The sequence below is a fragment of the Streptomyces asiaticus genome, assembly GCF_018138715.1.
Classification (GTDB): domain Bacteria; phylum Actinomycetota; class Actinomycetes; order Streptomycetales; family Streptomycetaceae; genus Streptomyces; species Streptomyces asiaticus.
In genome coordinates, this window is sequence record NZ_JAGSHX010000006.1 from 4,700,316 (window position 1) to 4,725,944 (window position 25,629).

General features: G+C 71.4%; 19 protein-coding genes. 9 read left to right on the forward strand and 10 right to left on the reverse strand.

Translation table 11 applies throughout. The annotated features are described in order from the left end of the window. Positions 1-7: 7 nt before the first annotated feature. Positions 8-832, reverse strand: a complete 825-nt coding sequence (locus KHP12_RS27275) for a maleylpyruvate isomerase family mycothiol-dependent enzyme (RefSeq protein ID WP_086883370.1) — start codon at positions 830-832, stop codon at positions 8-10. 243 nt (positions 833-1,075) lie between these two features. On the opposite strand from KHP12_RS27275, the gene KHP12_RS27280 reads away from it, so the two are divergent. Then, a complete protein-coding gene (locus KHP12_RS27280; RefSeq protein ID WP_086883371.1) occupies positions 1,076-2,890 on the forward strand; it encodes an NHL domain-containing thioredoxin family protein in 1,815 nt (604 codons plus the stop codon). Positions 2,891-2,934: 44 nt separating this feature from the next. Here KHP12_RS27280 and KHP12_RS27285 read toward each other — a convergent pair whose 3' ends face one another. The 4 genes from KHP12_RS27285 to KHP12_RS27300 form a co-directional block, all read right to left on the reverse strand. Then, positions 2,935-3,513, reverse strand: a complete 579-nt coding sequence (locus KHP12_RS27285; RefSeq protein WP_244203016.1) for a hypothetical protein — start codon at positions 3,511-3,513, stop codon at positions 2,935-2,937. Positions 3,514-3,983: 470 nt separating this feature from the next. Then, a complete protein-coding gene (locus tag KHP12_RS27290) occupies positions 3,984-4,676 on the reverse strand; it encodes a DUF4232 domain-containing protein (protein WP_086883372.1) in 693 nt (230 codons plus the stop codon). 132 nt (positions 4,677-4,808) lie between these two features. Next, positions 4,809-6,800: an AfsR/SARP family transcriptional regulator gene (locus KHP12_RS27295; RefSeq protein ID WP_086883373.1), complete on the reverse strand. Its 1,992-nt coding sequence runs from the start codon at positions 6,798-6,800 to the stop codon at positions 4,809-4,811. Position 6,801: 1 nt separating this feature from the next. Further along, positions 6,802-8,091, reverse strand: a complete 1,290-nt coding sequence (locus KHP12_RS27300; RefSeq protein ID WP_086883374.1) for a M18 family aminopeptidase — start codon at positions 8,089-8,091, stop codon at positions 6,802-6,804. Positions 8,092-8,273: 182 nt separating this feature from the next. Between KHP12_RS27300 and KHP12_RS27305 the strand changes: the two genes are divergently transcribed. Further along, positions 8,274-9,029 carry a TNT domain-containing protein gene (locus tag KHP12_RS27305; RefSeq protein ID WP_244203017.1) on the forward strand — a complete coding sequence of 252 codons (756 nt, stop codon included), beginning with the start codon at positions 8,274-8,276 and terminating at the stop codon, positions 9,027-9,029. 17 nt (positions 9,030-9,046) lie between these two features. Further along, positions 9,047-9,415 carry a hypothetical protein gene (locus KHP12_RS27310; RefSeq protein ID WP_037961858.1) on the forward strand — a complete coding sequence of 123 codons (369 nt, stop codon included), beginning with the start codon at positions 9,047-9,049 and terminating at the stop codon, positions 9,413-9,415. A gap of 355 nt (positions 9,416-9,770) precedes the next feature. Here the strand turns inward: KHP12_RS27310 and KHP12_RS27315 are convergent, their stop codons facing one another. Next, positions 9,771-11,597 (reverse strand): acyl-CoA dehydrogenase, encoded by a 1,827-nt coding sequence (locus KHP12_RS27315; RefSeq protein WP_086881393.1) that lies wholly within the window; start codon positions 11,595-11,597, stop codon positions 9,771-9,773. A gap of 137 nt (positions 11,598-11,734) precedes the next feature. Here KHP12_RS27315 and KHP12_RS27320 point away from each other — a divergent pair, with 137 nt between their 5' ends. Together KHP12_RS27320 and KHP12_RS27325 are read left to right on the forward strand one after the other, a co-directional pair. Beyond that, entirely contained in the window at positions 11,735-12,229 is a 495-nt protein-coding gene (locus KHP12_RS27320; protein ID WP_020869891.1) for an SseB family protein, read from the forward strand. A 120-nt stretch (positions 12,230-12,349) separates the two neighbouring features. Then, the gene (locus KHP12_RS27325; protein ID WP_037961854.1) at positions 12,350-13,321 is read left to right on the forward strand and encodes a pirin family protein; all 972 of its coding nucleotides are present in this window, start codon (positions 12,350-12,352) and stop codon (positions 13,319-13,321) included. 80 nt (positions 13,322-13,401) lie between these two features. Here the strand turns inward: KHP12_RS27325 and KHP12_RS27330 are convergent, their stop codons facing one another. After that, positions 13,402-15,891: an SdrD B-like domain-containing protein gene (locus KHP12_RS27330; protein ID WP_211834915.1), complete on the reverse strand. Its 2,490-nt coding sequence runs from the start codon at positions 15,889-15,891 to the stop codon at positions 13,402-13,404. Between the two features lie 404 nt (positions 15,892-16,295). On the opposite strand from KHP12_RS27330, the gene KHP12_RS27335 reads away from it, so the two are divergent. Then, positions 16,296-17,138 (forward strand): hypothetical protein, encoded by an 843-nt coding sequence (locus KHP12_RS27335; RefSeq protein WP_245010130.1) that lies wholly within the window; start codon positions 16,296-16,298, stop codon positions 17,136-17,138. Between the two features lie 7 nt (positions 17,139-17,145). Here KHP12_RS27335 and KHP12_RS27340 read toward each other — a convergent pair whose 3' ends face one another. Then, positions 17,146-18,489: a right-handed parallel beta-helix repeat-containing protein gene (locus KHP12_RS27340; protein ID WP_211833858.1), complete on the reverse strand. Its 1,344-nt coding sequence runs from the start codon at positions 18,487-18,489 to the stop codon at positions 17,146-17,148. 67 nt (positions 18,490-18,556) lie between these two features. Between KHP12_RS27340 and KHP12_RS27345 the strand changes: the two genes are divergently transcribed. Further along, positions 18,557-19,708 carry a Dyp-type peroxidase gene (locus tag KHP12_RS27345; protein ID WP_211833859.1) on the forward strand — a complete coding sequence of 384 codons (1,152 nt, stop codon included), beginning with the start codon at positions 18,557-18,559 and terminating at the stop codon, positions 19,706-19,708. Positions 19,709-19,775: 67 nt separating this feature from the next. Here KHP12_RS27345 and KHP12_RS27350 read toward each other — a convergent pair whose 3' ends face one another. Next, positions 19,776-21,914, reverse strand: a complete 2,139-nt coding sequence (locus KHP12_RS27350) for an ATP-binding SpoIIE family protein phosphatase (RefSeq protein WP_211833860.1) — start codon at positions 21,912-21,914, stop codon at positions 19,776-19,778. Between the two features lie 119 nt (positions 21,915-22,033). Between KHP12_RS27350 and aspS the strand changes: the two genes are divergently transcribed. Together aspS and KHP12_RS27360 are read left to right on the forward strand one after the other, a co-directional pair. Then, complete coding sequence (gene aspS, locus KHP12_RS27355) at positions 22,034-23,851, forward strand: aspartate--tRNA ligase (RefSeq protein ID WP_037961840.1); 1,818 nt, start codon at positions 22,034-22,036, stop codon at positions 23,849-23,851. A 171-nt stretch (positions 23,852-24,022) separates the two neighbouring features. Then, complete coding sequence (locus KHP12_RS27360) at positions 24,023-24,961, forward strand: intradiol ring-cleavage dioxygenase (RefSeq protein ID WP_086881397.1); 939 nt, start codon at positions 24,023-24,025, stop codon at positions 24,959-24,961. Between the two features lie 62 nt (positions 24,962-25,023). Here KHP12_RS27360 and KHP12_RS27365 read toward each other — a convergent pair whose 3' ends face one another. After that, entirely contained in the window at positions 25,024-25,425 is a 402-nt protein-coding gene (locus KHP12_RS27365) for a DNA-binding response regulator (RefSeq protein ID WP_210609554.1), read from the reverse strand. Positions 25,426-25,629: the final 204 nt, after the last annotated feature.

A 25,629-nucleotide genomic window follows, 5' to 3' on the forward strand; every position in this document is an offset into this window, starting at 1 on the left:
CGGAGCGCTACGGCGTGACCGCGAAGTGCTGGAGGATCGCGTCCGCCAGCTGCTGGTCGCCCTCGATCTTCAGCCGCTCCGCGACCGCCTCGGGCCGCACCCGCCCGCAGGCCAGCCGGACGTAGGTCTCCCAGTCCAGGGCGAGGGTGACCGTCGGCCCCAGCGAGACGCTGCCGTCGATGGTGCCCCGGCCGTCCGCGTCGACCCGGACCGTCCGCATGAACTCCATCGGGCCGTGCACATCGAAGACGACGGCCGACTGGGGCGCCGCGCCCGCGTCCTTGGCGACCACCTTCGGCAGCCCCGACAGCAGCAGGTCACGGGTGATCGTGGCGCCCGGCGAGTCGAGGTTGCCCGGCTTGTTCAGGGCCCGGCGCAGATCCTGTTCGTGCACCCAGATGTCGAAGGCCCGCCGCGTCAGGGCCTCCCCCAGCGTCACCTCGGTGCCGCCGGGCCAGCGCACCATGGCGTCCGGCTGGCGCTTCTCGTTCCGCAGCTGGCGGCCCCGCCGGATGACGGTGTACTCCAGCTCGGAGGTCATCTCGGGCGCGGTGTGGCAGCGCCGTACGTCGACCTGGACCTCCATGTACCGCGACAGCTCGTTGGTGACGTGGTAGAGGTCGCGCGGCAGGGTGTGGATGGGGCGGGGATCGCCGAGCATCTCGCATTCGAGGCCGATCACATGCGAGACGACGTCCCGCACCGACCATCCCGGGCACTCGGTGGCGCGGTTCCACTCGCTCTCCGCTAGCGGGTTGACCAACTCCGTTATCGCGTCGATGGAGTGCGTCCAGGCGTCGATGGAGGTCTGAAGGCTGGGATGGACGGTCACGGGACCCCTCGGGCGGTTGGTGCGCGGGCTGGGTGCTGGTGTGTGCGTTCAAGTTACGCTGCCAACGAGCGCACGGGCAGTGCTTTCCGGTCTGATCGTAGGCCCGGATCGGCGGCTCGCGGCCTGCTCGCGATGGTAGTGTGCGCCCGCCCCGGCCTTATCTCCGGACGTACCCGTACGCATCGGTGGAAAGTCGCCGGGGGTGGGGGAATGGCACGAGGGGTACTGCTGTTTCATGGGGATATGGCTTCACGTGCACGCGTCCGCGCCCCCGAGCTGATCGGCCGGGGCGGCTGGCTCAACACCGGCGGTACCGACCTCACCCTCACCGACCTGCGGGGACGCATCGTCATCCTCGACTTCTGGACGTTCTGCTGTGTGAACTGCCTGCATGTCCTGGACGAGCTGCGCGAGCTGGAGGAGAAGCACCGCGACACCGTGGTGATCGTCGGCGTGCACTCGCCGAAGTTCGTCCACGAGGCCGAGCACCAGGCGGTCGTGGACGCGGTCGAGCGGTACGAGGTGCACCACCCGGTCCTCGACGACCCCGAGCTGGCCACCTGGAAGCAGTACGCGGTCCGGGCCTGGCCCACCCTCGTCGTCATCGACCCCGAGGGCTATGTGGTCGCCCAGCACGCGGGCGAGGGCCACGCCCACGCCCTGGAGACCCTGGTGGGGCAGCTGGAGGCCGAGCACGCCGCCAAGGGCACCCTGCGGCGCGGCGACGGCCCGTATGTGCCCCCGGAGCCGGTCCCCACCGAGCTGCGCTTCCCCGGTAAGGCGCTGCCGCTGCCCGGCGGCACCTTCCTCGTCTCGGACACCACCCGCCATCAGCTGGTGGAGCTCGCGGCGGACGGCGAGAGCGTGGTGCGGCGCATCGGCGCGGGCGAGCGCGGCCTTACCGATGGCACGAGCGAGCGGGCGCGGTTCAGCGAGCCCCAGGGGCTCGCCCTGCTCCCCGACGGCACCGTGGCCGTCGCCGACACCGTGAACCACGCGCTGCGCCGCTTCGACCCGGCCACCGGCGAGGTCACCACGCTCGCCGGGACCGGCCGCCAGTGGTGGCAGGGGTCGCCCACCGAGGGACCCGCCCGCGAGGTCGACCTGTCATCCCCCTGGGACGTGGCCTGGTTCGCCGGGCGGCTGTGGATCGCCATGGCGGGCGTCCACCAGCTGTGGACCTACGACCCGGAGGCCGGGACCGTACGGGCCGCCGCCGGGACCACCAACGAGGGCCTGGTCGACGGCCCGGCCGAGGAGGCGTGGTTCGCCCAGCCCTCCGGGCTCGCCGCGACCGAGGACCGGCTGTGGATCGCGGACTCCGAGACCTCCGCGGTGCGCTACCTCGAGCGCGACGGTAAGGGCTTCACGGTCCGTACGGCCGTCGGCACCGGGCTCTTCGACTTCGGCCACCGGGACGGCGCCGCCGATCAGGCGCTGCTCCAGCATCCCCTGGGCGTCACCGCGCTGCCCGACGGCTCGGTGGCGATCTCGGACACCTACAATCACGCGCTGCGCCGCTACGACCCGGCCACCGGTGAGGTCTCCACGCTCGCCACGGATCTGCGCGAGCCCTCCGGCGCGGTCCTGGCCGACGGGGACATCGTGGTGGTGGAGTCCGCCCGGCACCGGCTGACCCGGCTGCGGCTGCCGGAGGAGGCCGTAAGGGTCGATGCGGTGGCCCACCGCACCCAGCGCGCCGCGACCGACATCGCCCCGGGGACGCTCCGTCTCGACGTGGTCTTCCAGGCGCCCGAGGGGCAGAAGCTGGACACCCGCTACGGCCCCTCCACCCGGCTGCTGGTCAGCTCCACCCCGCCGGAGCTGCTGGCCGGGGGCGACGGCGCGGGGACGGATCTGAGCCGGGAGCTCGTCCTTACGGAGGGCGTGACCGAGGGCGTGCTGCATGTCTCCGCCATGGCCGCCTCCTGTGACGACGACCCGTCGAACGAGTACCCGGCCTGCCATGTGCACCAGCAGGACTGGGGCGTCCCGGTGCGGATCACCGAGGGCGGCGCGAACCGGCTGCCGCTGGTGCTCGCCGGGATGGACGACTGAGATCTGACGGGCTGAAACCGCCCGGCCGCGTTCCTGACCGGCGGTCAGTCGGGGCAGTTGGGCAGCGTGGAGTGCTGCACCTGGTCCTGGCGGATCCGGATGCCCGGGACCCACATCCGCTTGCCGTCCTTGGCGACGCGGAACCACATGCTGCGGTGCCCGCCCGCCTCGTCGGTCACCGTGACGCCGTTGGCGATGCGGCAGTCGGCGCGCAGCACATCGCCGTGCCAGGCCCGGCCCACGATGTTCGACGGGCGGTGGGCCTGGTACGGATCCTCGGCCAGGCCCAGGGAGCACTCGCGGACACGCTTGTGCCGACAGGTCTCCTCGGCGTTGTAGACGGTGATCCGGGCGTTGCCCGGGGGCGAGGAGCCCGCCGCGCCGCCCGGGGGCGAGCCGTCGCCGGACGACCGTAAGGCGATCACCCCGGCCGTGGCCCCGCCGATGACGACGACCGTGCCCACCGCCGCCGGCGTGAGCCGCAGCCGTCGCATGGACGGCCGGTCCGGCGCGGACCCCTTCCGGGACTCCTCCGGGCCCGGCGGGGCGGCGCCGGGCGCCATCGGCCCGTCGGCGGCTTCGACGGCGGCCTCGGCCTCGGTGGCCCGGTGCAGCAGGGTCACCAGCTCGGGCAGCCGGTCCTCGGCGGTGAAGGAGAGCTTGCCCCACTGGATCAGGAGCCGCTCGTCGGGCAGGCTCTGGCCGCGCAGACAGCGGGAGAGAAGGGCCGGTCGAGGCCGCGGCGGCCGTCCGCCGCGGCGACGGGAACCACTCTGGGCCGCGCGGCGGGGTGTTCCGGGGGCCGAGCCGTCACTTGGGACGTCCCATCCGGGCCCACCCCTGACGACCTGCCAAAGCGCCCACGGAGACGGCCAGGTGCGGGACGCGGAAGGCCCTGCCGTGAGACATGACGAGACGGCCCCCGCCGAAGCGGGGGCCGTCCGGGGCAGGTAGCCGGGGGGAGGCGGCTACCTGCCCGGCTTGGTGGCTCGGAGTCGAGCGGTCACCGGAGCGGAAGGGCGGGGGCGGTCACCGGATGGGGGTCATCGGATCTGGTCACCGGATGGGCCATCGGACAGGGGCGGTCACCAGGTCACCAGATCAGAGCGTCGGAGGCGTCGCTCTGCCAGTAGCCGACCTCCGCCCCGCGGCCGACCTCCACCGAGTCGCCGGGCAGGTCGACGGAGCGGCGGCCGTCCTCGCCGGGGAGGGAGACGGTCAGCCCGGTGGCCTTGACGCCGTCCGCCGGGGCGTCCGCCGCGGAGGTGGTCAGTCCCGCGTAGCCGCTCTCGCCGGGGGCCAGCGTGACGACCGACTGGGGCCGGGTGCCCGCGGCCTCCGGCAGGGCCCGGCTCGTGTCGTCGAACCGCACCGCGGGGAAGCCGGTGAGACGGCAGGTCCCGCCGGACTGGTTGGTGATCTCCAGCAGGAGGTGGTCGGCCGGGCGGGGGACGGAGGTGACGCCCACCGACATCGTGTCGAGGCGGCAGACCCCGGCCTCCCCCTGGGCGCCGCTGTCGGCCCGCAGACCGCCCTGGGCCCCGGCGTCGGCCCCGCCCGCCACCGCCTCCCGCGCGGCCCGCTGGGCGCCGTCCTGGAGGCCGTCCTCGTGGGCGGCGGGGACGGCCGGGGCGACGCTCTCCGCCGCGCCGGCCGTCCGTACGCCCGACGCGTCGGCGGTGCCGCACGCCGCGAGGGTGATACCCGCGGCGACGACCGTCAGTCCGGCAGCGACCGAGCGCAGGGTGCCGGCGCGGTGGGCGAGGCGAGCGGTGGTGAGCGGCATGGCGGGTCTCCCCTCAGCGGGCGTTAGGGCGTTTTCCGGTACGGCTCAAGCCTGTCCGGACCGGCTGCCGTTCGGCTGGTGAACGGCTGCCGCCCGCTAACGCTTCGCTAACGCCCCGCTGTTCGCCGCTGCTCAGCCCCCTTGTGACGGCCCGCCAGGGGATCCGCCAGGAGCCCCGCCGGCGGCTCCGCCGGATGCCTCGCCCGGGGAGTCGCGGTCGCTGCCGTCGCCCTGGGCGAAGAGCTTCACCAGATCGCTCATCACGTAGCGGTTGGTGGCCTCCTCGTCCAGCAGGTGCATCTCCGCCAGCCGCTCCAGGGAGTCCTGGATCAGCTCGGGGTCCGCGCCCGACAGCGCGGCCGCCTCGGCGGTGTTGACCTCCCGCGCGAAACCGGCGCCCAGGGCCCGCAGCAGCTGTGCGTCGTCCGCCGAGAGCCGGGCCACCGAGTTGCGCAGCGCGGCGGCCACTCCGGTGTCCTCCGCCGACAGCAGTGAGAGCCTGCGGCGCTCGTCGCGCAGCGCGGTGGCCAGCCGGGCCAGCCGCCAGCGCGGTCGGGCCATCAGCTGGGCGGAGGCGGCGCGCAGCGCCAGCGGCAGCCCGTCGCACAGGGCCACCAGCTCCCGCGCGGCCTCCGGGTCCTCGGCGACCCGCGCGGGCCCCAGCAGCGCGCCCAGCAGGCCCACGCCGTCCTCGGTGCCGAGGGCGTGCAGCCGTACCGGCCGGGCGGCGTCGGTGGCGATCAGCCCGTCCAGCCTGCTGCGGCTGGTGACCAGCGTGGCGCTGTGGGGGCCGCCGGGCAGCAGCGGGCGCACCTGGGCGGAGCTGCCCGCGTTGTCCAGCACCACCAGCAGCCGGCGGCGGGCGGCCAGCGAGCGGTACAGCGCGGCCGCGGCCTCGGACGAGGTGGGGATCTGCTCGGCCGGGGTGCCGAGGGCCAGCAGGAACTCGCGCAGCACCGCGGCGGGCACCACCGCCTCGCCGCCGCTGAAGCCGCGCAGATCCGCGAAGAGCCGTCCGTCCGGGAAGGCGGTGGCGTGGACATGGCCCCAGTGGACCGCCAGACCGGTCTTGCCGACCCCGGCGGGCCCGGTGAGCAGCGCGATACCGCCCGCCTGGGGGTAGCCGCCGGAGCCGCCCGCGGCCGGTTCCGCGCTGCCCAGGGTGAGCCGGGTCAGCTCGGCCAGCTCCGCGCCCCGGCCGTGGAAGCCCGCCGGGGGCCGGGGGAGCAGCTCGGGTACGGGGGCCGAGGCGGCCGCGGACAGCGGTTGCTGCGGGGTGGCCGCCGCCGGCTGTGCGCCCGGCTGCCCCGCGCCGCCCGGCTGCTGCCCGGCGGCCTCGGCGCCGCCCCGCGGCCCGTCCGGGGCCGGGGCCGGGGCCGCCCGCAGGATCTCCTGGTAGGCGGCGCTCAGTCGCTGGCCCGGGTCGACCCCCAGGTCGTCGTCGAGCAGCTGCCGGGTGCGGTGGAACCAGGCGATCGCGTCGGACTGCCGCCCGGAGCGGTACAGCGCCAGCATCAGGGCGGCGATCAGCCCCTCGCGCAGCGGGTTGGCGACGGCGGCGGGGTGCAGGGCGCGCACCGCCTCCTCATGCTCGCCCAGGCCCCCGTGGGCCCGCGCCAGGGCCTCCACGGCGCTCAGCCGCCGCTCCTCCAGGGCGTGCGCGGCCGCCGCGAACGGCGGGCTGGCCACGGTCCCGGTGAGCGCCGGGCCGCGCCACAGGCCGAGCGCCTGGCGGAGCAGCTGGACGGCCTCGCCGGGGGCGGACTCCGGGCTGGCCTGGGCGGTCAGCTGGTCGAAGCGCTGGGTGTCGATCAGGGATTCGGGGATGCGCAGCAGATAGGCGGAGCTGTGGGTGGCCAGCTCGACGCCGTGGTCCTCGGCGCCGCCCTCGGCCAGGGCCGCGCGGAGCCGGGAGACATGGCCCTGGATGACGGTCCGGGCGTGGGCGGGCGGCTCGTCCTCCCACAGGCTGGATATCAACTGCTCCACGGAGACCGTCGCGTTGGGCCGCAGCAGCAGCATCGCCAGCACGCTGCGCCGTTTGGCGGGCCCCAGCGGAAGCTCGACGGGCGCTGCTTGCGGCCCCGCGGTGACGGTCACGGGACCCAGCAGGGAGAAGTCCAACTTATGCCCCCAGGAAGGCGTGCAGTGCCTTGGCCAGCAGCCGCGGGTCCTGTGCTCCGCACAGCTCCCGGGCCGAGTGCATGGACAGGATGGCGATGCCGATGTCGACGGTGGCGATGCCGTGCCGGGCGGCGGTGATCGGCCCGATCGTGGTGCCGCACGGCATCGAGTTGTGGGAGACGAAGGTCTGCCAGGGGACGCCGGCCCGTTCGCAGGCGGCGGCGAAGACGGCTCTCCCGGCGCCGTCGGTGGCATATCTCTGGTTGACGTTCACCTTCAGGATCGGGCCGCCGTTGGGCCGCGGGTGGTGGCCCGGCTCATGGCGCTCCGCGTAGTTGGGGTGGACCGCGTGGCCGGTGTCGGAGGACAGACAGACGGTGCCCGCGAAGGCCCGCGCCCGCTCCTCGTACGCCCCGCCGCGGGCGAAGACCGAGCGCTCCAGCACCGTGCCGAGCAGCGGGCCGTCGGCGCCGGTGTCGGACTGGCTGCCGTTCTCCTCGTGGTCGAAGGCGGCCAGCACGGGGATGTACGGCAGCTCCTGGTGGGCGGCGGCGATGAGCGCGGCCGTACCGGCGTGCACGGAGACAAGGTTGTCCATCCGGGGCCCGGCGACCAGCTCGCGGTCGCGGCCGAGGTAGGCGGGCGGCTCGACGCTGTGGGTCATCAGGTCCCAGCCGGCGATCTCCTCGGCCGCGACCCCGGCCTCCTCGGCGACGAAGCGGATCAGATCGCCCTCCTCGACGCCGCCGAGCCCCCAGATGGGCGTCATATGGCGCTGCTTGTCGAGCTTGAGGCCCTCGGTGTTGACCGATCTGTCGAGGTGCACGGCGAGCTGGGGCACCCGCATCAACGGCCGGTCGACGCTGACGAGATGGTGGGAGCCGTCCCTGAGGGTGATCCGGCCGGAGAGCCCGAGGTCGCGGTCGAGCCAGGTGTTGAGCAGCGCCCCGCCGTAGATCTCCACGGCGATCTGCCGCCAGCCGTGCGCACCGGTGTCGGGAATGGGCTTCACGCGCAAATTGGGAGAGTCGGTGTGAGCGCCCACAATCCGGTACGGAGTGGCGGCCTCCGCCCCCTCGGGGACGTACCAGGCGATGATCGCGCCACCGCGGAGCAAGAACCGTCCACCGGCCGCCCCGTCCCAGGGCGCGGTCTCCTCGATCCGGCGGAACCCGGCCTTCTCCAGCCGCTCCGCGGCGCTCGCCACGGCGTGGTACGGCGAGGGGCTGGCGCGGAGGAAGGACATCAGGTCATCGGTGTGGCCGCGGTCGATGCCGGGTTGTGCGCTCATGTGCTCAGCATAGATTCGCCCGGGGTCGGTTCGCCCTGGTGCGGGAGCGGCATCCATCCGTGGGGCCACGTTGATCCAATCTGATGAAAGCACGTCAGCTAAGGCGAGAAGTCGGGCGAATCGGTCGATATTCCCCGTGACTGAGCAACGTCGCGCTGAGTCGTAACTCGAGGGGATACCGGATGCGCGTTCTTCGACACCTGCTTGTCGTCCTGGGGTCGCTGCTGCTGCTGTGTGCCGGGGGACCGGCCATGGCCAAGCCCGTCACGGACTTCACCGCGGGGCTGGCCCCCGTGGCGTCTCCGGAGCCGGTGGCGGCGCCCTCACCCGGCCCGCGGCCGGTCGGCGGCGGGGACGGCGAGGGCAAGGGTCACCCTCCCTGTACCAGCACGAACCGCATCGGGGGGACCAGCACCGCACCGAATCCTCCGCTCGACCGCTACTACCAGGGTGACTGGCGGCTCGGACCCGCTCAGCTCCCCCGCTCCGGCGCGATCGGGCGCATGCTCGAAGGCTATGAACGACTCGACCACTTCCCCACCGCCTCCTCGTTCCTCACCTGTTACTGGAATGAGCAGACGAACGGCTGGTGGTTCCCGTACCCCGACGGCTGGGTCCTGCTCAACGGGTCGCCCCTGCACACCACGGTCCGGCTGGAAGCCGGCCAGAAGGTCGACTTGTTCGGTAGCGGCTTCGGCCACTTCCTCGCCCCGGCGGGCACGCCCTACGCGGAGCGCGCGCTGCCGCCCAGCAACCTCAACACCCTCGACCCGGCGTATCCGAACGGCTATCACCTCTACGAGGTCACCGAACCCTTCCTGGTCGAGGGCGGTCCCATCCGGCCCTGGTTCGGCCAACCCGGTTTCGGACTCCAGTATCTGACCGGGCCTTCGATCCCCCAACTCGTCGCGGCCGGTCATCTCCGCCCGCTCAACTGAGGGCGGATCCTGGACCGGTGGACAGAACGGAACTCGTCCGGACCCTCCGCGACGAGCAGGTGCCCGACGCGCTGTACGACATCCCGGGAGTGCGGGACATCCCGGTGCAGCCGGACGCGTACTACTACCTGCGGCCCGCACCGGACGGCGGCTGGGAGACCGGCCTGCGGGAGCGGTCCCTGGACCGGGACACCAGCCGGTTCGCCACCGAGGACGAGGCGTGCCGGGACCTGCTGGAGAAGCTGAGGGCCCGCCCGCGCCCGCCGGAGGGCGGGGGCGAGTCGATCGACGAGCTCCTCGCACAGGGCGAGGAGCTCAGGCGGTGGGCCCGCGAGGAGGTCGAACGGGCGCTGCGGGAGCGGCGGTCCGAGGACGACGAGCGGTGACGAGGACGACGAGCGGTGACGGTGACGACGAGCGACGACAAGCGGTGACGGCCAGGACGAGCGACGACGACGCAAGCGCGCACAGCCCAGGGGGCCGGCCGCCCCGCTGGAGGATGGGGCGGCCGGCCCCCTGGACGCTGTGAGGGAAGCCCTTACGGTTGTCTGGCGGGCCTTTCCCCTCCCCGCCCCTTCCCGACACCTGACGATATGCGGCTCCGCCGCGTGGGGGGCTCCGCCCCAGACCCCGGGGTCCAGGGGCGGAGCCCCTGCCACGCGGCGGAGCCGCATATCGAGGCTTCGGGAAGGGGCGGGGAGGGGAGCAGCCCGCCGCGGGCGGCAGGATCCGTCGGGCCCCCTAGAACGCGGCCTCGTCCAGGTCCATCAGACCCTTGTCGACCGACTCGGCCAGCGAGCGCTGCACCGAGACGCCCGGCAGCACCTCGTGGGCGAAGAACTTCGCGACCGCGATCTTGCCCTCGTAGAAGGACCGGTCCTTGGTGGAGGCGGTGCCCAGCTTCTCGGCGGCCACGGCCGCGCCCTTGAGCAGCAGGTAACCGATGATCACGTCACCGGAGGCCAGCAGCAGCCGGGTCGAGTTGAGACCGACCTTGTAGATCGAGCTGACGTCCTGCTCGGTGGCGGCCAGGTCGGTGAGCATCGCGCCGACGATCGCCTCCAGGTCCACCGCGGCCTGGGCGAGCTGGTCGCGGGCGGCCTCCAGGTCCTCGCCCCCGGCGGCCTCGGCCAGGAACTTCTTGATCTCCTCCGAGACGACGGTCAGCGCCTGGCCCTGGTCCCGGACGATCTTGCGGAAGAAGTAGTCCTGGCCCTGGATGGCGGTGGTGCCCTCGTAGAGGGTGTCGATCTTGGCGTCCCGGATGTACTGCTCCAGCGGGTACTCCTGGAGGTAGCCGGAGCCGCCGATGGTCTGGAGGGACTGCGCCAGCTGCTCGTACGCCTTCTCCGAGCCGTAGCCCTTGACGATGGGCAGCAGCAGGTCGTTGAGGCGGTTCACCGCGGAGGTGTCCTCGCCCGCGGCCTCCTTGATCAGGATCTCGTCCTGGACCGAGGCGGTGTAGAGCACCAGCGCGCGCAGGCCCTCCGCGTACGCCTTCTGCGTCATCAGCGAGCGGCGCACATCCGGGTGGTGGGTGATGGTCACCCGCGGCGCGGTCTTGTCGGTGAAGGCCGCCAGGTCCGGGCCCTGCACCCGCTCCTTGGCGTACTCCAGCGCGTTGAGGTAGCCGGTGGAGAGGGTGGCCATGGCCTTGGTGCCGACCATCATCCGGGCGAACTCGATGATCTTGAACATCTGGCGGATGCCGTCGTGCTTCTCGCCCAGCAGCCAGCCCTTGGCCGGGTGGTCGGCGCCGAAGGTCAGCTCGCAGGTGTTGGAGACCCGCAGACCCATCTTGTGCTCGACATTGGTGGCGTACACGCCGTTGCGCTCGCCGAGCTCGCCGGTCTCCCAGTCGAAGTCGTACTTGGGGACGATGAACAGCGACAGCCCCTTGGTGCCGGGCCCCGCGCCCTCGGGGCGGGCCAGCACGAAGTGGATGATGTTGTCCGAGAGGTCGTGCTCACCGGAGGTGATGAACCGCTTCACGCCCTCGATGTGCCAGCTGCCGTCCTCCTGCTGGGTCGCCTTGGTGCGGCCCGCGCCGACGTCGGAGCCGGCGTCCGGCTCGGTCAGCACCATGGTGGAGCCCCACTGCTTGTCCACCATCAGCCGAGCGATCTTCAGCTGCTCCTCGGTGCCCTCGTCGTGGAGCACGCCCGCGAAGGACGGACCCGAGGCGTACATCCAGATCGGGGCGTTGGAGCCGAGGATGGTCTCGGCCGAGCCCCACAGCAGCGAGCGGGGGCAGGCGGTGCCGCCGAGCGACTCCGGGACGCCCAGCCGCCACCACTCGGCCTCCATATAGGCCCGGTAGCTCTTCTTGAACGACTCGGGGAGCGGCGCCGTGTGGGTCTTGGGGTCGTAGACGGGCGGGTTCCGGTCGGAGTCGGCGTAGCTTTCGGCCAGCTCGTGCTCGGAGAGCCGGGATATCTCGGCCAGCACGCTCTTGGCGGTGTCGACGTCCATCTCCGCGAACGGTCCGGTGCCATACACCGTGTCGCGCCCGAGCACCTCGAAGAGGTTGAACTCGATGTCGCGGAGATTCGACTTGTAGTGCCCCATGGCGACGGCTCCGTAGGGATCGGGAGGCCAGGACCTCTGCGTTGACGCGTATCAGATGAGCTGATGCCATGATGCTACCCGTGGGTAATAAAGGGCAACCCTCAACCCGGTAACTGTGACTCAGTACGCTTCTGCGCATGTACGGCTACGACCAGAACGCGAGCGCAGGGCAGGGCTACGCCGCCCCGCCACCTCCGCCGCAACAGCAGCCGCATGCGTCACATCACGCGGCGGGTGCGGGGTACGGCCAGCAGCCGCTCTACCCGGAGCCCTCCCCGCCGTCGCTCGCCGACGCGGTGCGGGCCTTCACCACCGGATCGATGTCGGCCGAGGACTTCCAGCAGATCTTCGCCGGGTCGAAGGTCTACTGCCCGCGCGGTGACAACCCCGGCTTCCTGGCGCTGCACAACACCCAGCAGCCGGTGATCCCCATGTTCACCTCGCTCAAGGAGCTGCGGAGGTACGCGGGCAAGGAGTCCAAATACTTCGTGATCACCGGTGCCGAGGTGATCGACCTGCTGCCCACCGGCTATGGCTTCGTCCTCGACATGGAGGGCGAGCACCGGATCGTCTTCGACGCGAAGGCGGTGGAGCAGATGGTGGACTTCGCCATGCGCCGTATGTACGGCTAGATCCACATACGTCCGGATATCACCGGTCGCCTCGTAGGGCGCTCGGGTGGAAATAAATGCCCTCTTGCGGGTCGTTCACCGTTCAATTAAGTTGAATGGTGAACGACCGAGGAGGCCGTCATGCCCGCAGTGACCGTAGAGAACCCGCTGACCCTGCCGCGCGTCGCGGCGCCCGCCGAGGCACGACAGCGCCCCGTGCTCGCCGTCACGACCGCTCCCAGTGGTTTCGAGGGCGAGGGCTTCCCGGTGCGCCGGGCCTTCGCCGGTATCGACTACAAGCACCTCGACCCGTTCATCATGATGGACCAGATGGGCGAGGTGGAGTACGCGCCGGGCGAGCCCAAGGGCACCCCCTGGCACCCCCACCGCGGCTTCGAGACCGTCACCTACATCATCGACGGCGTCTTCGACCACCAGGACTCGCAGGGCGGTGGCGGCACGATCACCAACGGTGACACCCAGTGGATGACGGCCGGCTCCGGCCTCCTCCACATCGAGGCCCCGCCGGAGTCCCTGGTCGTGTCGGGCGGCCTCTTCCACGGCCTCCAGCTGTGGGTGAACCTCCCGGCCAAGGACAAGATGATGCCCCCGCGCTACCAGGACATCCGCGGTGGCCAGGTCCAGCTGCTGACCTCCCCCGACGGCGGCGCGCTGCTCCGCGTCATCGCCGGTGAGCTGGACGGCCACGCCGGTCCCGGGATCACCCACACCCCGATCACGATGGTGCACGCCACGCTTGCTCCGGGTGCGGAGATCACCCTGCCCTGGCGCGAGGACTTCAACGGCCTCGCGTATGTGCTCGCGGGCCGCGGTGCGGTCGGCGCGGAGCGGCGTCCGATCCACCTGGGCCAGGCCGCCGTCTTCGGAGCCGGTTCCGCGCTGACCGTGCGCGCGGACGAGAAGCAGGACGCGAGCACGCCGGACCTGGAGGTCGTGCTGCTCGGCGGGCGGCCCATCCGTGAGCCGATGGCGCATTACGGGCCGTTCGTGATGAACACCAGGGCCGAGCTTCAGCAGGCGTTCGAGGACTTCCAGAAGGGTCGTCTGGGGACCATTCCGGCGGTGCACGGGATGTCCGAGGGCGGAATGTAGGGCTCGCCGGGACCGCATGAGTCCGCCCGCCCGCGCTGCGATGGCGCGGGCGGGCGGATGACCCGTCGTTCCGTGATGACTCAGTGTTGCCCGGCGCGACGCTTCCGGGTCACGAACGCGGCTGCCGCGCCCGCACCGGCCAGCAGGGCGCTGAGGGAGATGATCTCCAGCAGGGCGGACGTGCCCGTGTTGGCCAGCGAACCGCCGCCTCCGTCAGTCCCTGAGCCTCCGCTGGTCCCCGAGCCACCGCCTCCGCTGGTCCCCGAGCCTCCGCCTGTCCCGGAGCCTCCGCTTGTCCCGGAGCCTCCGCCAGACTGGGGGCCTGGCTCGTTGGGCGGCTCAGAGGTGGGCGGCTGCGACGACGGAGTGGGCGTCGGCGTGGGAGCCGGCGGTTTCTGCTTGGGGATGTACACGCCGGCGTCGATCGTGTGATCGACCTCTCCCGGCTTGTCCGGAGCCGTGACAGGTGCGCGTCCGTTGCACAGCCGCCCGGTCGTCGGCGGGGTCACATTCGAGTCATGTGCCCGGTTGGCACCGGCCCGCGGGAGCGTGAACCGCAGCCTGGTGGCCGGCGGCTGATTCGGCACCTTGTCGGTGTCCGCGGTACACACGTCGAACTGCACCGTGTATTTGGCGCCCGGCTTCAGCTCATACGCGGCGCCGACGCCACCGAAGTAGTACTCGCCGACGGCATCGGTCTTGGTCGTGGCGACCTGCTTGCCATCGGCGTCCAACAGATTGACCGTCGCGTCCGGCAGCGGCACTTCGTTGCGACCCTCGGGATCCTGGATCCCATTGTGGTCGCCGTCGAACCACACCCGATTGCCGATCTGGATCGGCGCGTTCGCCGCCTCGTAGGCGATATCGCCGAGCCCACCGGCCTTACCGAACCCGCCTTGTTCCCGGCTGACGAACTGGAACCCGTTGGCGGTCGGGTTATTGCCCGGGCCCTGGCCGGTGGTGATGTTGTGGTACCCGGTCCCTGAGGTCGCGACGTCGGCGACCGGGTCGAACTCCGTGCTGACCACCCACTGCTGCTGCGGGATATAGGCCACCGACCCCAGCGCGGTCTCCTGGTGCGCGTTGGCGTAGGTGTCGCCCGGGAAGTATTCGACGACATCGGCGGGCTGGCCGCCACTGTTGGCGGGGGTGGCGTGGTTGGGGCAGCTCCCGGTGCCTTCCCACTGGTATTCACCGGTGGGAGTGGCGCAGACCATGGTGATGTCACCACCGGACATGCCGTTTTCCGCCGTGTCGTTCCCCGTGCGGGGGTCCAGCCCTCCCCAACTGAGCACGTCCATGAACCGGTCGCGGAAACCCAGGATCATCGAGCCGTCGCGGGCGAAGGCGAGGGAGGCCAGCTCCGGCTGCGGATCGATGAAGACGTTGCCCGCCTTCCGGTCCTCCCATGTGTCCAGGCTGGTGTTCCACGGGTTCCAGTGGGTGGCCTTGTCGCCGGAACCGAAGACGCTGCCGCGCTTGTCCGTGAGCTGGTGGCTCAGCACCTCGGTGAACCGCCCACCGTCGTAGGTGTAGACGACGGCTTTCAGGTCTTCGCGCTTCTGTGTGCTCTCCGCGCTGCACACGCCGCCGACGTAGAGCTTGTTGTCGTGGACCTGGAGTCCGAACGGCCGCCAGTCGCCGGGGCTCGCGCAGCCCGGGTCCGGGATGCGCACCGTCGCCTTGGGCGCGGATGCCGTGGTCCCGGTCGCGTCGAAGCTGACCAGGGACCGGGTCAGCAGGTTCACCGCGTACAGCGTCGAGCCGTCCTCCGACAGGGCCAGGCCGCCGATGCTCTCCTTGCCCGGCGCGTTGGTGAACCCGGCGTCCTTGATCATGTTGGAGGCGTCGTGCGGCGTCACCGCGGCGCCCGGCACCTTCGCGAACAGGGTCGGCGCGCTCCCACCGTCGGTCGGCGTGGTGTAGATCGCGTTACCGCCGTCCGGCCCGTACGGGGCGTACCGCCGGGCGAACGCGCCCTGGAAGATCCGCTGCCGGTCCTTGTCGTAGGCCAGTGCGAACGTGGTGCCCACCTGGGCCTGTGTGTTGAGCACGGTCGGGCACGCCGTATCGCCAGGACACGTACCTCGCGTGTCCGTCCCGAACGCCACCAGTGCCCGGGTGTCTTGCCCGCCGGCACCATTCTGGACCGGTACGAAATATCGCGAGTCCGGCAGTGCGTAGTCGGCCGCGTTCCAGACCCCGGTAATGACCGAGTCGTCCTTGCCGTCCGACACGTCCACGAACGTCGTGAAGCTGTCGAAGTGGTTTTCCGCCGTCGAGGCCGGTGCCGCCCGCAGATACGTGCTGTAGGGCGCCGGGATGGTGACGTCGACGCGGTACTGGCCGCCGGTCAGTTCGGTCGACTTCGAGATCACCACCTTTCCGGTGGCATCCGTGGTGCCGGAGACCCGATGGCCGGCCGGGTCCGACACCTTGACCTTCATGCCCCGCTGCGGCACATCCATGGTCGTGTTGATCACGCCGGTGCCGAAGAAATCCCGCAGGACCTGAACCGTCAGGGTGCCGTCGCCAGTTGAGGCGGTGGCCGTCCCGGCCGTCGCGCCCATGGTGCTGCCCAACAGTACGAAAGTGCAGAGGCCCACTTGTGCCAGTGGACCCGTACGCTTCCCGGCTGTCCGGCGTAACCTTCCACATACTCTTCGCACAGCCATCACTCTCCCCTCGTGATGTGAACCGACCACCCGTTTCCGGCCGTGTATCCGCTTCCCGGTCCCGGGTGACACGTCGGTCATGAAAAGGGCCCACCGCTGTTTCGGTGGGCCCGGTCGTTCTTGGTCGTCCTGGCGGATGTGGCGAATTCAGGGACTCGGGAGTGCCATTCCCGGACGAGCCGCATTTGGCCTCGCTTCCCACATGGAAACAGCACAAGAGTCTGAATTATCATCCTGAACCGCCTCACCAGCAGCGATACTGTAGCGGGTGTGACCCAAGATCGGGGGGAGAGCAGGGAATGAATAAGCGGAACGGGTTAGCAATGCGCCGGGTACGTAGTCTGAAAATCAGACACGTTTTCTCGCGGCGCGCGGCCGGTCAGCGCCGATGGCTGCGGCCACGTTGGGTCGCGGTCGTCATCGGCGGTGTGGCCGTCGCGGTGGCCACGTTCCTGATCGTCGACAGCGGCTCCGCCCCCACCGGTCCAAGGGAATTGACCGCGGATCAGGCGGGCCGTCTGGCGGTCACGCGGTTCCACAACTACCAGGTGGGCGGGCGCGCCCTGACGATCGACGTGCCGGGCACCGCCGGTGGGCTGACCGTCACCGGATCCATCGACTACCGCCGCAAGGTCGGTTACGGCGTGGTGCACGGCACCGGGCGCGATGCGTCCGGCAACGGGCTGATCCAGTGGACGGCCACCACCGTGCTCGTCCACCCGATGGCGAACGCCCCGGCGAAGGCACCGGCACGGCCGCCGGGTTCGGGCTGGTACAGCCGTCCGCTGCAAAAGTACGGCAGCTCGCTGGACAGTTCGCTGGCCATCGCGCTGAAGCTCGGCAGCGACCGGCCGGACAACGCCGAACTCCTGCCGCAGAACGGTGCCGCCTGGGTGGGACGGGACCGGTTGGACGGCCATCAGGTGGACATCATGACCGGGCCGAGCGCCGCCCGTGCCACGCCCGGTACGGCGGGGACGACCGGTCCGGCGGATGCCGTGCGCTACTGGATCGGTTCGGACGGCACCATGTACCGGGTGCGCGTCGGCGTGGCTTCCGCATCGCGGCCGGTGGTCATTGATTTCGACACCCACAAGTACGTTCCGGTGCGGCCGGCCCCCGGAGTCACCCCGGCGCGGTAGCCGCCGCTCAGGACGTCCGCACCCGCGCGCCCGCTGCCAGCAATGACGCCGACGGCAGCCGGAAGTCCGCCGTGTCCGGCAGCGCCGGAACGGCCGGAACAGCGGTGGCGCCCGTGGTGGTGGCCTTCGGGAACTGCGGCTGTCGCTTGGGCGCCGCCACATCGGTGAACGGGATGCCGCCAGGTGCCGTCGGCTTCGCCCATGTGCCGGACGGCGAGGGCGACCGGGCGGGACGCGGGCAGGACGCGGTTGTCGCGAGCCGGGCGGGCACCGTCTTCCGCAGCTCGTTGCCGCGCAGGCAGTTGCCCCGTCCCTTTGTGGCGGTGGGGAACGTCCAGCCGACGTCAACGCTGTTGGCGGCGAAGGTGTTGTCCAGGATCCGGTTGCCGTTCGGCGGTATGTCGGCGGTCGCGGTGATCACCAGCCCGGCGTTGCTGTTGCCGGTGATCCGGTTGCGGACGAACTGGTTGTCGGTGCCGCCGTCGACGCCGATGCCGATGCCCCACCCGCCGTCGGCCTGTTCGGGGGTGGCCGCCTGCTGGTTGGCCGCGATCAGGTTGCCCGCGATGACGGCGTCCCGCTGCGGGAGCAGCTTCTCCTGGTGGTCGGAGTTGGTGGTGAGCCCGACCCGGTTGCCGACAAAGCGGTTACCGGTCACATACATGTCGCCACTGGCATTGGTGCCTTCGTAACCGACCGCGTTGAGTTCCGCGATGTTGTCCCGCACCACGATGCGACAGGGTTTGCACTGTCCGACGTAGATCCCCGAGTCGGCCGAGCCCGATGTGTACGAGTGCTCGATGGCACCGTTCTGCGCGGAGAACGCGTAGATGCCGTACAGCCCGTTGCGGGTCGCGGTGACATGGGAGACCAGGAACGATTTCAGGAAGGTGACGGGCTCGTCGCCGGTGTCGTAGCCGCCGGACTGCCCCGGCGCTCCGGCGGCCGCCTTCGCCGAACCGGTGACCAGGACCCCGTTCTGGGTGTTGCTCCGCACGGTCAGGTTCTCCACGGCCACCCCGGGAGCGGCGACGACGATGCCGTTCGGCTGCCGTAAGCGCCCGTCGATGACGACCTTGTCCCGGGACTCGCCGCGCAGAGTGATGCGAGCCTTCGTCATCTTCACCGACTCGTGGTACGTGCCCGGCGCGACCAGCACGAGATCGCCGGGCCGGGCCAGGGACACCGCGGCCGAGATCGTCGGGGCGTCACCCGGCACGTTGATCGTCACATGCTCACCGGACGGTCGTCGGCCGTCGTCCGGTCCGTCATCGTCCGCGCCGCAGGCGACCAGTACGGGTGCCAGGGTGCCGAGTACCGCGGCCATCAGGCGAAGACGGAGACGAGGCATGGCCTCATCCTGGCACGGACGCCGACGGCGTCGCAGGCACCGATATGGATATGGCACAGTTCACACTGTGCGTCCAGCCGACTCCCGCCCGTCACGCCGCGCGTTCCTCGGTGCCACCGGCACCGTGACCGCCGTCGGCCTCTCCGCCGGGTGCCAATCGAGCTCCGCCCCGCCGGACCGGGACGATGCCCCCGCGCCGACCCCGCCGGTGTCGCCAACGGGCCGGTACCAGGCGGGCATCACGCTTCCGCGGCCGGCCCAGCGGAACCTGCTGGCCGTGGTGGCCGACATCGCCGACATCGGGTCCGTCCGTCCGTTGCTGGCCGGACTCGGCGAGGCCATCCGCACCCTCACCGCGGGGACCGACGCACGGCTGATGGGCCTGGAGCCGGGCGATCTGACCGTGACGATCGGGGTGGGCCCCCGGCTGGTGCGCGAGGTCGATCCCGCCCTGCCCGGCGCGAAGGACCTCCCACGGTTCTCCCGCGAGCAGATCGCCTCCCGGGCACGCGGCGGCGACCTGCTGATACAGATCTGCGCCGACGACGCCCTGCTGATACCGATCGTGGCCGCCGCGCTTCTGGAGCAGGCCGGTGACCGGATACGGGAGCGCTGGCGGCAGTCCGGAGTCCGTGGTGCGAACGTGCCGGTGGCTCGGGGCCGTGCCGCGCCACGGAACCTGTTCGGCTTCGTCGACGGCATCGTGGGCCCCCACACGAGGGCCGAACAAGAACGCGACCTGTGGCTGTCCGGGCCGGATCCGGTCGCCGGCGGCACCCTCGCCGTACTGCGACGCATGGAACTCGACCTGCCGCGGTTCGCCAAGCTGTCCGTCGCCGAACAGGAAGCGGTCTTCGGCCGCCGCCGAGCCAGTGGCGTGCCCCTCTCCGGTGGCACCATCGCCTCGGGCCCGGACCTCGGCGCCAAAACGCCGGACGGACGCTATCTCGTCCCGGCGGATGCCCACGCCCGCAGGGCGCACGCCACCGCGGTCGGCGTCGGCCTCATGCTCCGTCGCTCCTACAGCATCGACGCACCCGCCCCCGGCCTGCTCTTCATGAGCTTCCAGAACGACATACGGACCTTCACCAACACCCTCACCCGCATGGACAATTCCGACGCCCTGCTGGAATTCACGACCACGACCGCCAGTGCGACCTTCCTGATACTCCCCGGATTCGACGAAGAGCACCCGCTCGGTTCCCGGCTCTTCCGCTGAAGCGCTCCGCTGGAAGTGCCCCGATGCGTCATCGGCCGACTGCGGCGCCGGACTTCAACGAGGCCGCTTAGGCCGAGTCCTCCGGCGCGGCCTCGTACAGCTCGTACCAGATGCATTTGCCGTCGCCGCGCGGATCCACTCCCCAGTTGTCGGCCAGCAGCTCCATCAGCAGCAGCCCGCGCCCGGAGGAGGCCAGCTCGCCCGGGCGGCGGCGGTGCGGCAGCTCGTCGCTGCTGTCGGCGACGTCCAGCCGCAGCCGCCGGGACCCGTGCCGCCCGCTGACCTCGGCCACCAGCAGGGCGTCCCCGTCGGTGTGCACCAGCACGTTGGTGACCATCTCGGAGAGCATCAGCACCGCCGACTCCACCTGGTCCGGGTCCGCCCAGTCGTGCAGCATGTCGCGCAGCTGCTGCCGGGCACCCGCTATCCGCTCCGGCTCGGCCTGCGCGACCGTGACCGCCGTACGCCGCACCGGCGCCGAACCGGGCCCGACCAGGCACACCTCCGCCTCCCGGCGGATCAGCAGCAGCGCTATGTCGTCCTCGCGCCGGTCCGCGAGCGGACCGGTGGTGTGGTGGGAGGGCGGCCCGTGCACCGCCTGCACCAGGGAGTCGGCCAGGACCTCGAGGTCGTCCGAGTCGAGCCCGCCGGAGCCGGCGGCCTGGACGACGGGCGGCTCGAAGACCTTCCGGATCCGGTCCCAGCCGGTCTCCAGGTCGTGCCCGCCGGTCTCGATCAGGCCGTCGGTGCACATCAGCAGCGTCTCGCCGGGCTCCAGCACCACCCGGGTGGTCGGATAGTCGGTGTCCGGGTCGATGCCCAGCGGCAGCCCGCCCGCCGTGGGCCGGAGCATCATCGTGCCGTCGGCCAGCCGGACCGCCGGGTCGGGGTGGCCCGCGCGGGCGATGTCCAGGGTGCCCGCCACCGGGTCCACCTCCATGTAGAGGCAGGTGGCGAACCTCGGGTCGTAGCGGCCGTCCGGGCCCTCGGGCTCGGCGAGACCGGCCAGGAAGCGGGAGGCGCGGGAGAGCACCGCGTCGGGGTGGTGCCCCTCGGAGGCGTACGCCCGGACCGCGATCCTCAGCTGTCCCATGATCCCCGCGGCGCGCACATCGTGGCCCTGCACATCGCCGATCACCAGCGCGGTGCGCCCCGAGGGCAGCCCGATCACGTCGTACCAGTCGCCGCCGACCTGGAGTCCGCCGCCGGTCGGCACATAGCGCGCGGCCACCGTCAGCCCCGGGATGTCGGGCTTGCTGGCGGGCAGCATCGAGCGCTGGAGCCCGTCCGCCAGCTCCCGCTCGGTCTCCTGGATCGCGGTGCGGGACAGCGCCTGGGCCAGCATCCGGGCGATCGTGGTCAGCACCGAGCGCTCATCGGGCGAGAACGACACCGGATGGGCGAATCCGGCCATCCACGCGCCGATGGTGCGGCCCGCGACGATCAGCGGCAGAAACGCCCAGGACCGGCGTTTACGGGGGCGGCCCGGCGACCACGCGGCCGGAAACCGGCCGCGGTACACCTCCGGTGTGGGCAGATAGACCGCCCGGCCGGTGCGCACCACCTCCGCCGCCGGATGGTCGGTGCTCAGCGCGATGTCGTGCAGCGGACGGTCGGTGCCCGCCCGCGGCCCGTGGTGGCCGATCACCGAGATCCGCTCGCCCTCGACGCCGAAGACCGCGAGCCCGTCCGGGGAGAAGCCCGGCATGGACAGCCCCGCCGCCACCCGCAGCACCTCGGCGGTGGACATCGCCTCCGCCAGCGCCCGCCCCGCGTCCAGCAGGAACGCCTCACGGTTGCGGCGCCAGTCGCCGGTGATCGGCGGGCCGCCGGCCGAGGTGCCCGGCAGCGGGTCCGGGACCTCCTGGAGGGTGCCGAGCAGGTAGTAGCCGTCGTCGCTGCCGCCCCGCGCTATCGGCCGGGAGCGGGTGCGCACGGTCCGCAGTACGGTGCCCTTCTCGTCCACGATGCGCAGCCGGGCCTCGGCCAGGGTGCCCTCGGCCACCGCGAGCTGGACTATCGCCTTGACCTCCAGCCAGTCCGCGGGGTGGAAGCAGGCGCGGGCGGCGGCCTCGGGGAGGGTGACGGCCTCGGCGGGAAGGCCCACCAGCCGGGCGGCCTCCGCGTCATAGGTGACGGCGCCCGAGACACTGTCCCAGCGCCATAGGCCGGTCGCTATGGCGGCCAGCAGGTCCTCGGTGCGCATTGCACTACCTTATGGGGATTTGCCAACCGCTTACCAGTGAGGGTCGTGGCGCCGGTAGGCTTGGCCGGAAGCTTCCCGAGGGTACGTACGCCTCCCGATCGACACGACTTGGATGAATGATGCATCGGTACCGGTCCCACACGTGTGGTCAGCTCCGCGCCGCTGACGTCGGCACCGACGTCCGGCTCTCCGGATGGCTCCACAATCGACGGAACCTGGGCGGCATCCTCTTCATCGATCTCCGCGACCACTATGGCCTGGTTCAGCTGGTGGTGCGACCCGACACCCCCGCCAACGAGGCCCTGAGCTCCATCAGCAAGGAGACCGTCGTCCGGGTGGACGGCCGGGTCATCGAGCGCGGCGCGGACAACGTCAACCCCGAGCTGCCGACCGGCGAGATCGAGGTCGAGGTCTCGGACGTCGAGGTGCTCGGCGCCGCCGACCCGCTGCCCTTCACCGTCTTCCCCGAGGACGGGGTCGGCGAGGAGCGGCGGCTGGAGTACCGCTTCCTGGACCTCCGCCGCGAGCGCATGCACCGCAACATCATGCTGCGCTCCGCCGTCATCTCCGCCATCCGGCAGAAGATGACCGCGCAGGGCTTCAACGAGCTGGCGACCCCGATCCTGTCCGCGACCTCCCCCGAGGGCGCCCGGGACTTCCTGGTCCCCTCCCGGCTGCACGCGGGCAAGTTCTACGCGCTGCCGCAGGCCCCGCAGCAGTTCAAGCAGCTGCTGATGATCGCGGGCTTCGACCGCTACTTCCAGATCGCGCCCTGCTTCCGCGACGAGGACGCCCGCGCCGACCGCTCGCCGGGCGAGTTCTACCAGCTCGACGTCGAGATGAGCTTCGTCGAGCAGGAGGACGTCTTCGGCGTCATCGAGAAGGTCATGACCGAGCTCTTCGAGGAGTTCGGCGGCGGCCGCCATGTGACCTCGCCGTTCCTGCGGATCCCGTTCCGCGAGGCCATGCTCAAGTACGGCTCGGACAAGCCGGATCTGCGGGCCCGGCTGGAGCTGCGGGACGTCAGCCACATCTTCGAGGGCTCCGGCTTCAAGGCGTTCGCGGACAAGCATGTGCGCGCGCTGGCCGTGCCAGACACCGCCGAGCAGCCCCGGAAGTTCTTCGACCAGCTCGGTGAGTTCGCCGTCGAGCAGGGCGCCAAGGGGCTGGCCTGGGTCCGGATCGGCGAGGACTCCAAGCTGACCGGCCCGATCGCGAAGTTCCTCACCGACGAGGACGTCGAGAAGCTGATCGCCGAGGTCGAGGGCAAGCCCGGCACGTCGATCTTCTTCGGCGCGGGCGACTTCGACGAGGTCTCCAAGATCATGGGCGCGGTGCGGGTCGAGGCCGCCAAGCGGGCCGGCCACTTCGAGGAGAACGTCTTCCGCTTCTGCTGGATCGTGGACTTCCCGATGTTCGAGCGGAACGAGGACACCGGGCAGATCGAGTTCTCCCACAACCCCTTCTCCATGCCGCAGGGCGGCCTGGAGGCGCTGGAGACCAAGGACCCGCTGGACATCCTCGCGTGGCAGTACGACATCGTCTGCAACGGCGTGGAGCTGTCCTCCGGCGCCATCCGGAACCACGAGCCGGACGTCATGTACAAGGCGTTCGAGATCGCGGGCTACTCCCGGGACGAGGTCGAGCGTGAGTTCGGCGGCATGCTGCGCGCGTTCCACTTCGGCGCCCCGCCGCACGGCGGTATCGCCCCCGGCGTGGACCGCATCGTGATGCTGCTGGCCGATGAGCCCAACATCCGCGAGACCATCGCCTTCCCGCTCAACGGCAACGCGCAGGACCTGCTGATGGGCGCGCCCAGCGAGGTGGACGACGCCCGGCTGCGCGAGCTGCACCTGTCGCTGCGCAAGCCGCCGCAGGTCAAGCAGGCCGAGAAGGCTGAGAAGACGGGCGAGAAGGCCGAGAAGCCCGCCGAGTAGGCGGGGGCCGGATGAGACCCACGGGGCGGGGGCGTGCCGAACGGCGCGCCCCCGCCCCGTTCGTGTTGCCCCCGCCCTTCGCATGTGGGATGGCCGAATGCCGCTCTTCGCACAGCCATTCACAGCCCGCACCCATGGGGCTGCCAGGTTGCCTCCCTACTGTCCCGGCCCATGACCGAACAGCAGAGCAGCAACGGCCTCGAGCCGCGGCCCCAGCGGGACATGACGAGGCGACGGGTCGTGGTGGCGGGCGGCGCGGCGGTCGCGGCGGCGGGCCTGGGAGCGGCCGTCGCCACCACCGCGTCCGCGGGCGAGACCTCCGCGTCCGCCTCCTCCGCCACCCCCTCGGCCTCCGCGTCTTCCGCGTCCTCCCCGTCCGGCGAGGTCTGCTACCGGCTCACCTCGGAGACCACCGAGGGGCCGTACTACATCGACGCCGACAAGATCAGAAAGGACATCACCGAGGGCAAGGAGGGCATTCCCATGACCCTCCGCCTCAAAGTGATCGACTCCGACCGCTGCGAACCCGTGGCGAAGGCCGCCGTCGACATCTGGCACTGCGACGCGCTGGGGCTCTACTCGGGCTACGAGAGCTCCAGCAGCGGTGGCGGCGGCACCCCGCCCACCGGCACCCCGCCCACCGACGCCCCGACGGGCGCGCCGACCGGTGCCCCGCCCGGTGGCGGCCACCAGGAGCCGACCGACGACAAGCGGTATCTGCGCGGCACCCAGCTGACCGACCGGCACGGCTTCGTCGAGTTCACCACGGTCTTCCCCGGCTGGTACCGGGGCCGCTGTGTGCACATCCACACCAAGGTGCACACCGGCGGCAAGCTCACGGACGACGGCTACGAGGGCGGCCACACCTGCCACACCGGTCAGCTCTTCTTCGCCGAGGAGGCGGTGCTCGACTCGGCGAAGGTGGCCCCGTACAACACCAGCACCACCGAGCGCACCACCCTCGACGAGGACGGGATCTATCCCGGCAACGGTGCGCAGGGCGGGCTGCTGAAGGTGAAGTACCGCAAGGGAAAGATCGAGAAGGGCGTCGTCGGCAGCCTCACCCTGGGAGTCGACCCCGACGCGACCCACGACGGCACGGACCTCTGACGCCCTGGGGCCGTCTGAAGCCCTGGGGCACTGAGCCCTGGGGGCTGTCTGAAGCCCTGGAGTCACAGCCTCCGGTCCACGCCGCACGGTGTGCCCCGGTCCGCGCGGGCGGCCCGGTGCACGGCGCGCAGCAGCCGCTTCGGCGTGGTCCGGTGCTGCCATAAGACGGCCTGGACGCCGTACTCCATCACCGCCATCAACTCCGTCTCCCGGAGCTCGCCCGCGATCAGCACCACCCGCTGCCGACCGCCCCGCACGAGTCGGCGCAGCTCCGCCCCGGCGCGGTCGTCGAGGCGCTCGGCGAGCATGATGGCGACGGCGCCGCGGGGCTCGTCGCCGAACGGGCAGGGCCGGTCGACCAGCTCGACGCTGGGCTGATGCTGTAGATGACGCACGACCCCGGCCCGGCTGAGCGGGTCGGGGCCGTGGACCGTGACCGTCACCGTGACACGCGCGTCCGGCACTGTGTTCCTCGATTTCCCGGTGGCTATGGACTCCACAGGGTCATCGAGGGGGCTAAACGAACGGTTGCCGCGCGATCAACACGTGCGTGAGGGGGCGCATGAGGGGCCCGCGCGGCGCCGTTCGCGGCTGCGCCGGGGATCGTTCCCCTCCCCGCCCCTTCCCGAAACGGGGGCCCCGCCCCAGACCCCGGCGGCGGAGCCCTT

Excerpts from the sequence above, each read along its gene's own strand:
- KHP12_RS27280 (WP_086883371.1), top strand. The coding sequence starts at position 1,076 with ATGGCTTCACGTGCACGCGTCCGCGCCCCCGAGCTGATCGGCCGGGGC.
- KHP12_RS27290 (WP_086883372.1), bottom strand. The coding sequence starts at position 4,676 with ATGCCGCTCACCACCGCTCGCCTCGCCCACCGCGCCGGCACCCTGCGC.
- KHP12_RS27300 (WP_086883374.1), bottom strand. The coding sequence starts at position 8,091 with ATGAGCGCACAACCCGGCATCGACCGCGGCCACACCGATGACCTGATG.
- KHP12_RS27305 (WP_244203017.1), top strand. The coding sequence starts at position 8,274 with ATGCGCGTTCTTCGACACCTGCTTGTCGTCCTGGGGTCGCTGCTGCTG.
- KHP12_RS27315 (WP_086881393.1), bottom strand. The coding sequence starts at position 11,597 with ATGGGGCACTACAAGTCGAATCTCCGCGACATCGAGTTCAACCTCTTC.
- KHP12_RS27320 (WP_020869891.1), top strand. The coding sequence starts at position 11,735 with ATGTACGGCTACGACCAGAACGCGAGCGCAGGGCAGGGCTACGCCGCC.
- KHP12_RS27325 (WP_037961854.1), top strand. The coding sequence starts at position 12,350 with ATGCCCGCAGTGACCGTAGAGAACCCGCTGACCCTGCCGCGCGTCGCG.
- KHP12_RS27330 (WP_211834915.1), bottom strand. The coding sequence starts at position 15,891 with ATGGGCGCGACGGCCGGGACGGCCACCGCCTCAACTGGCGACGGCACC.
- KHP12_RS27335 (WP_245010130.1), top strand. The coding sequence starts at position 16,296 with ATGAATAAGCGGAACGGGTTAGCAATGCGCCGGGTACGTAGTCTGAAA.
- KHP12_RS27340 (WP_211833858.1), bottom strand. The coding sequence starts at position 18,489 with ATGCCTCGTCTCCGTCTTCGCCTGATGGCCGCGGTACTCGGCACCCTG.
- KHP12_RS27350 (WP_211833860.1), bottom strand. The coding sequence starts at position 21,914 with ATGCGCACCGAGGACCTGCTGGCCGCCATAGCGACCGGCCTATGGCGC.
- aspS (WP_037961840.1), top strand. The coding sequence starts at position 22,034 with ATGCATCGGTACCGGTCCCACACGTGTGGTCAGCTCCGCGCCGCTGAC.
- KHP12_RS27360 (WP_086881397.1), top strand. The coding sequence starts at position 24,023 with ATGACCGAACAGCAGAGCAGCAACGGCCTCGAGCCGCGGCCCCAGCGG.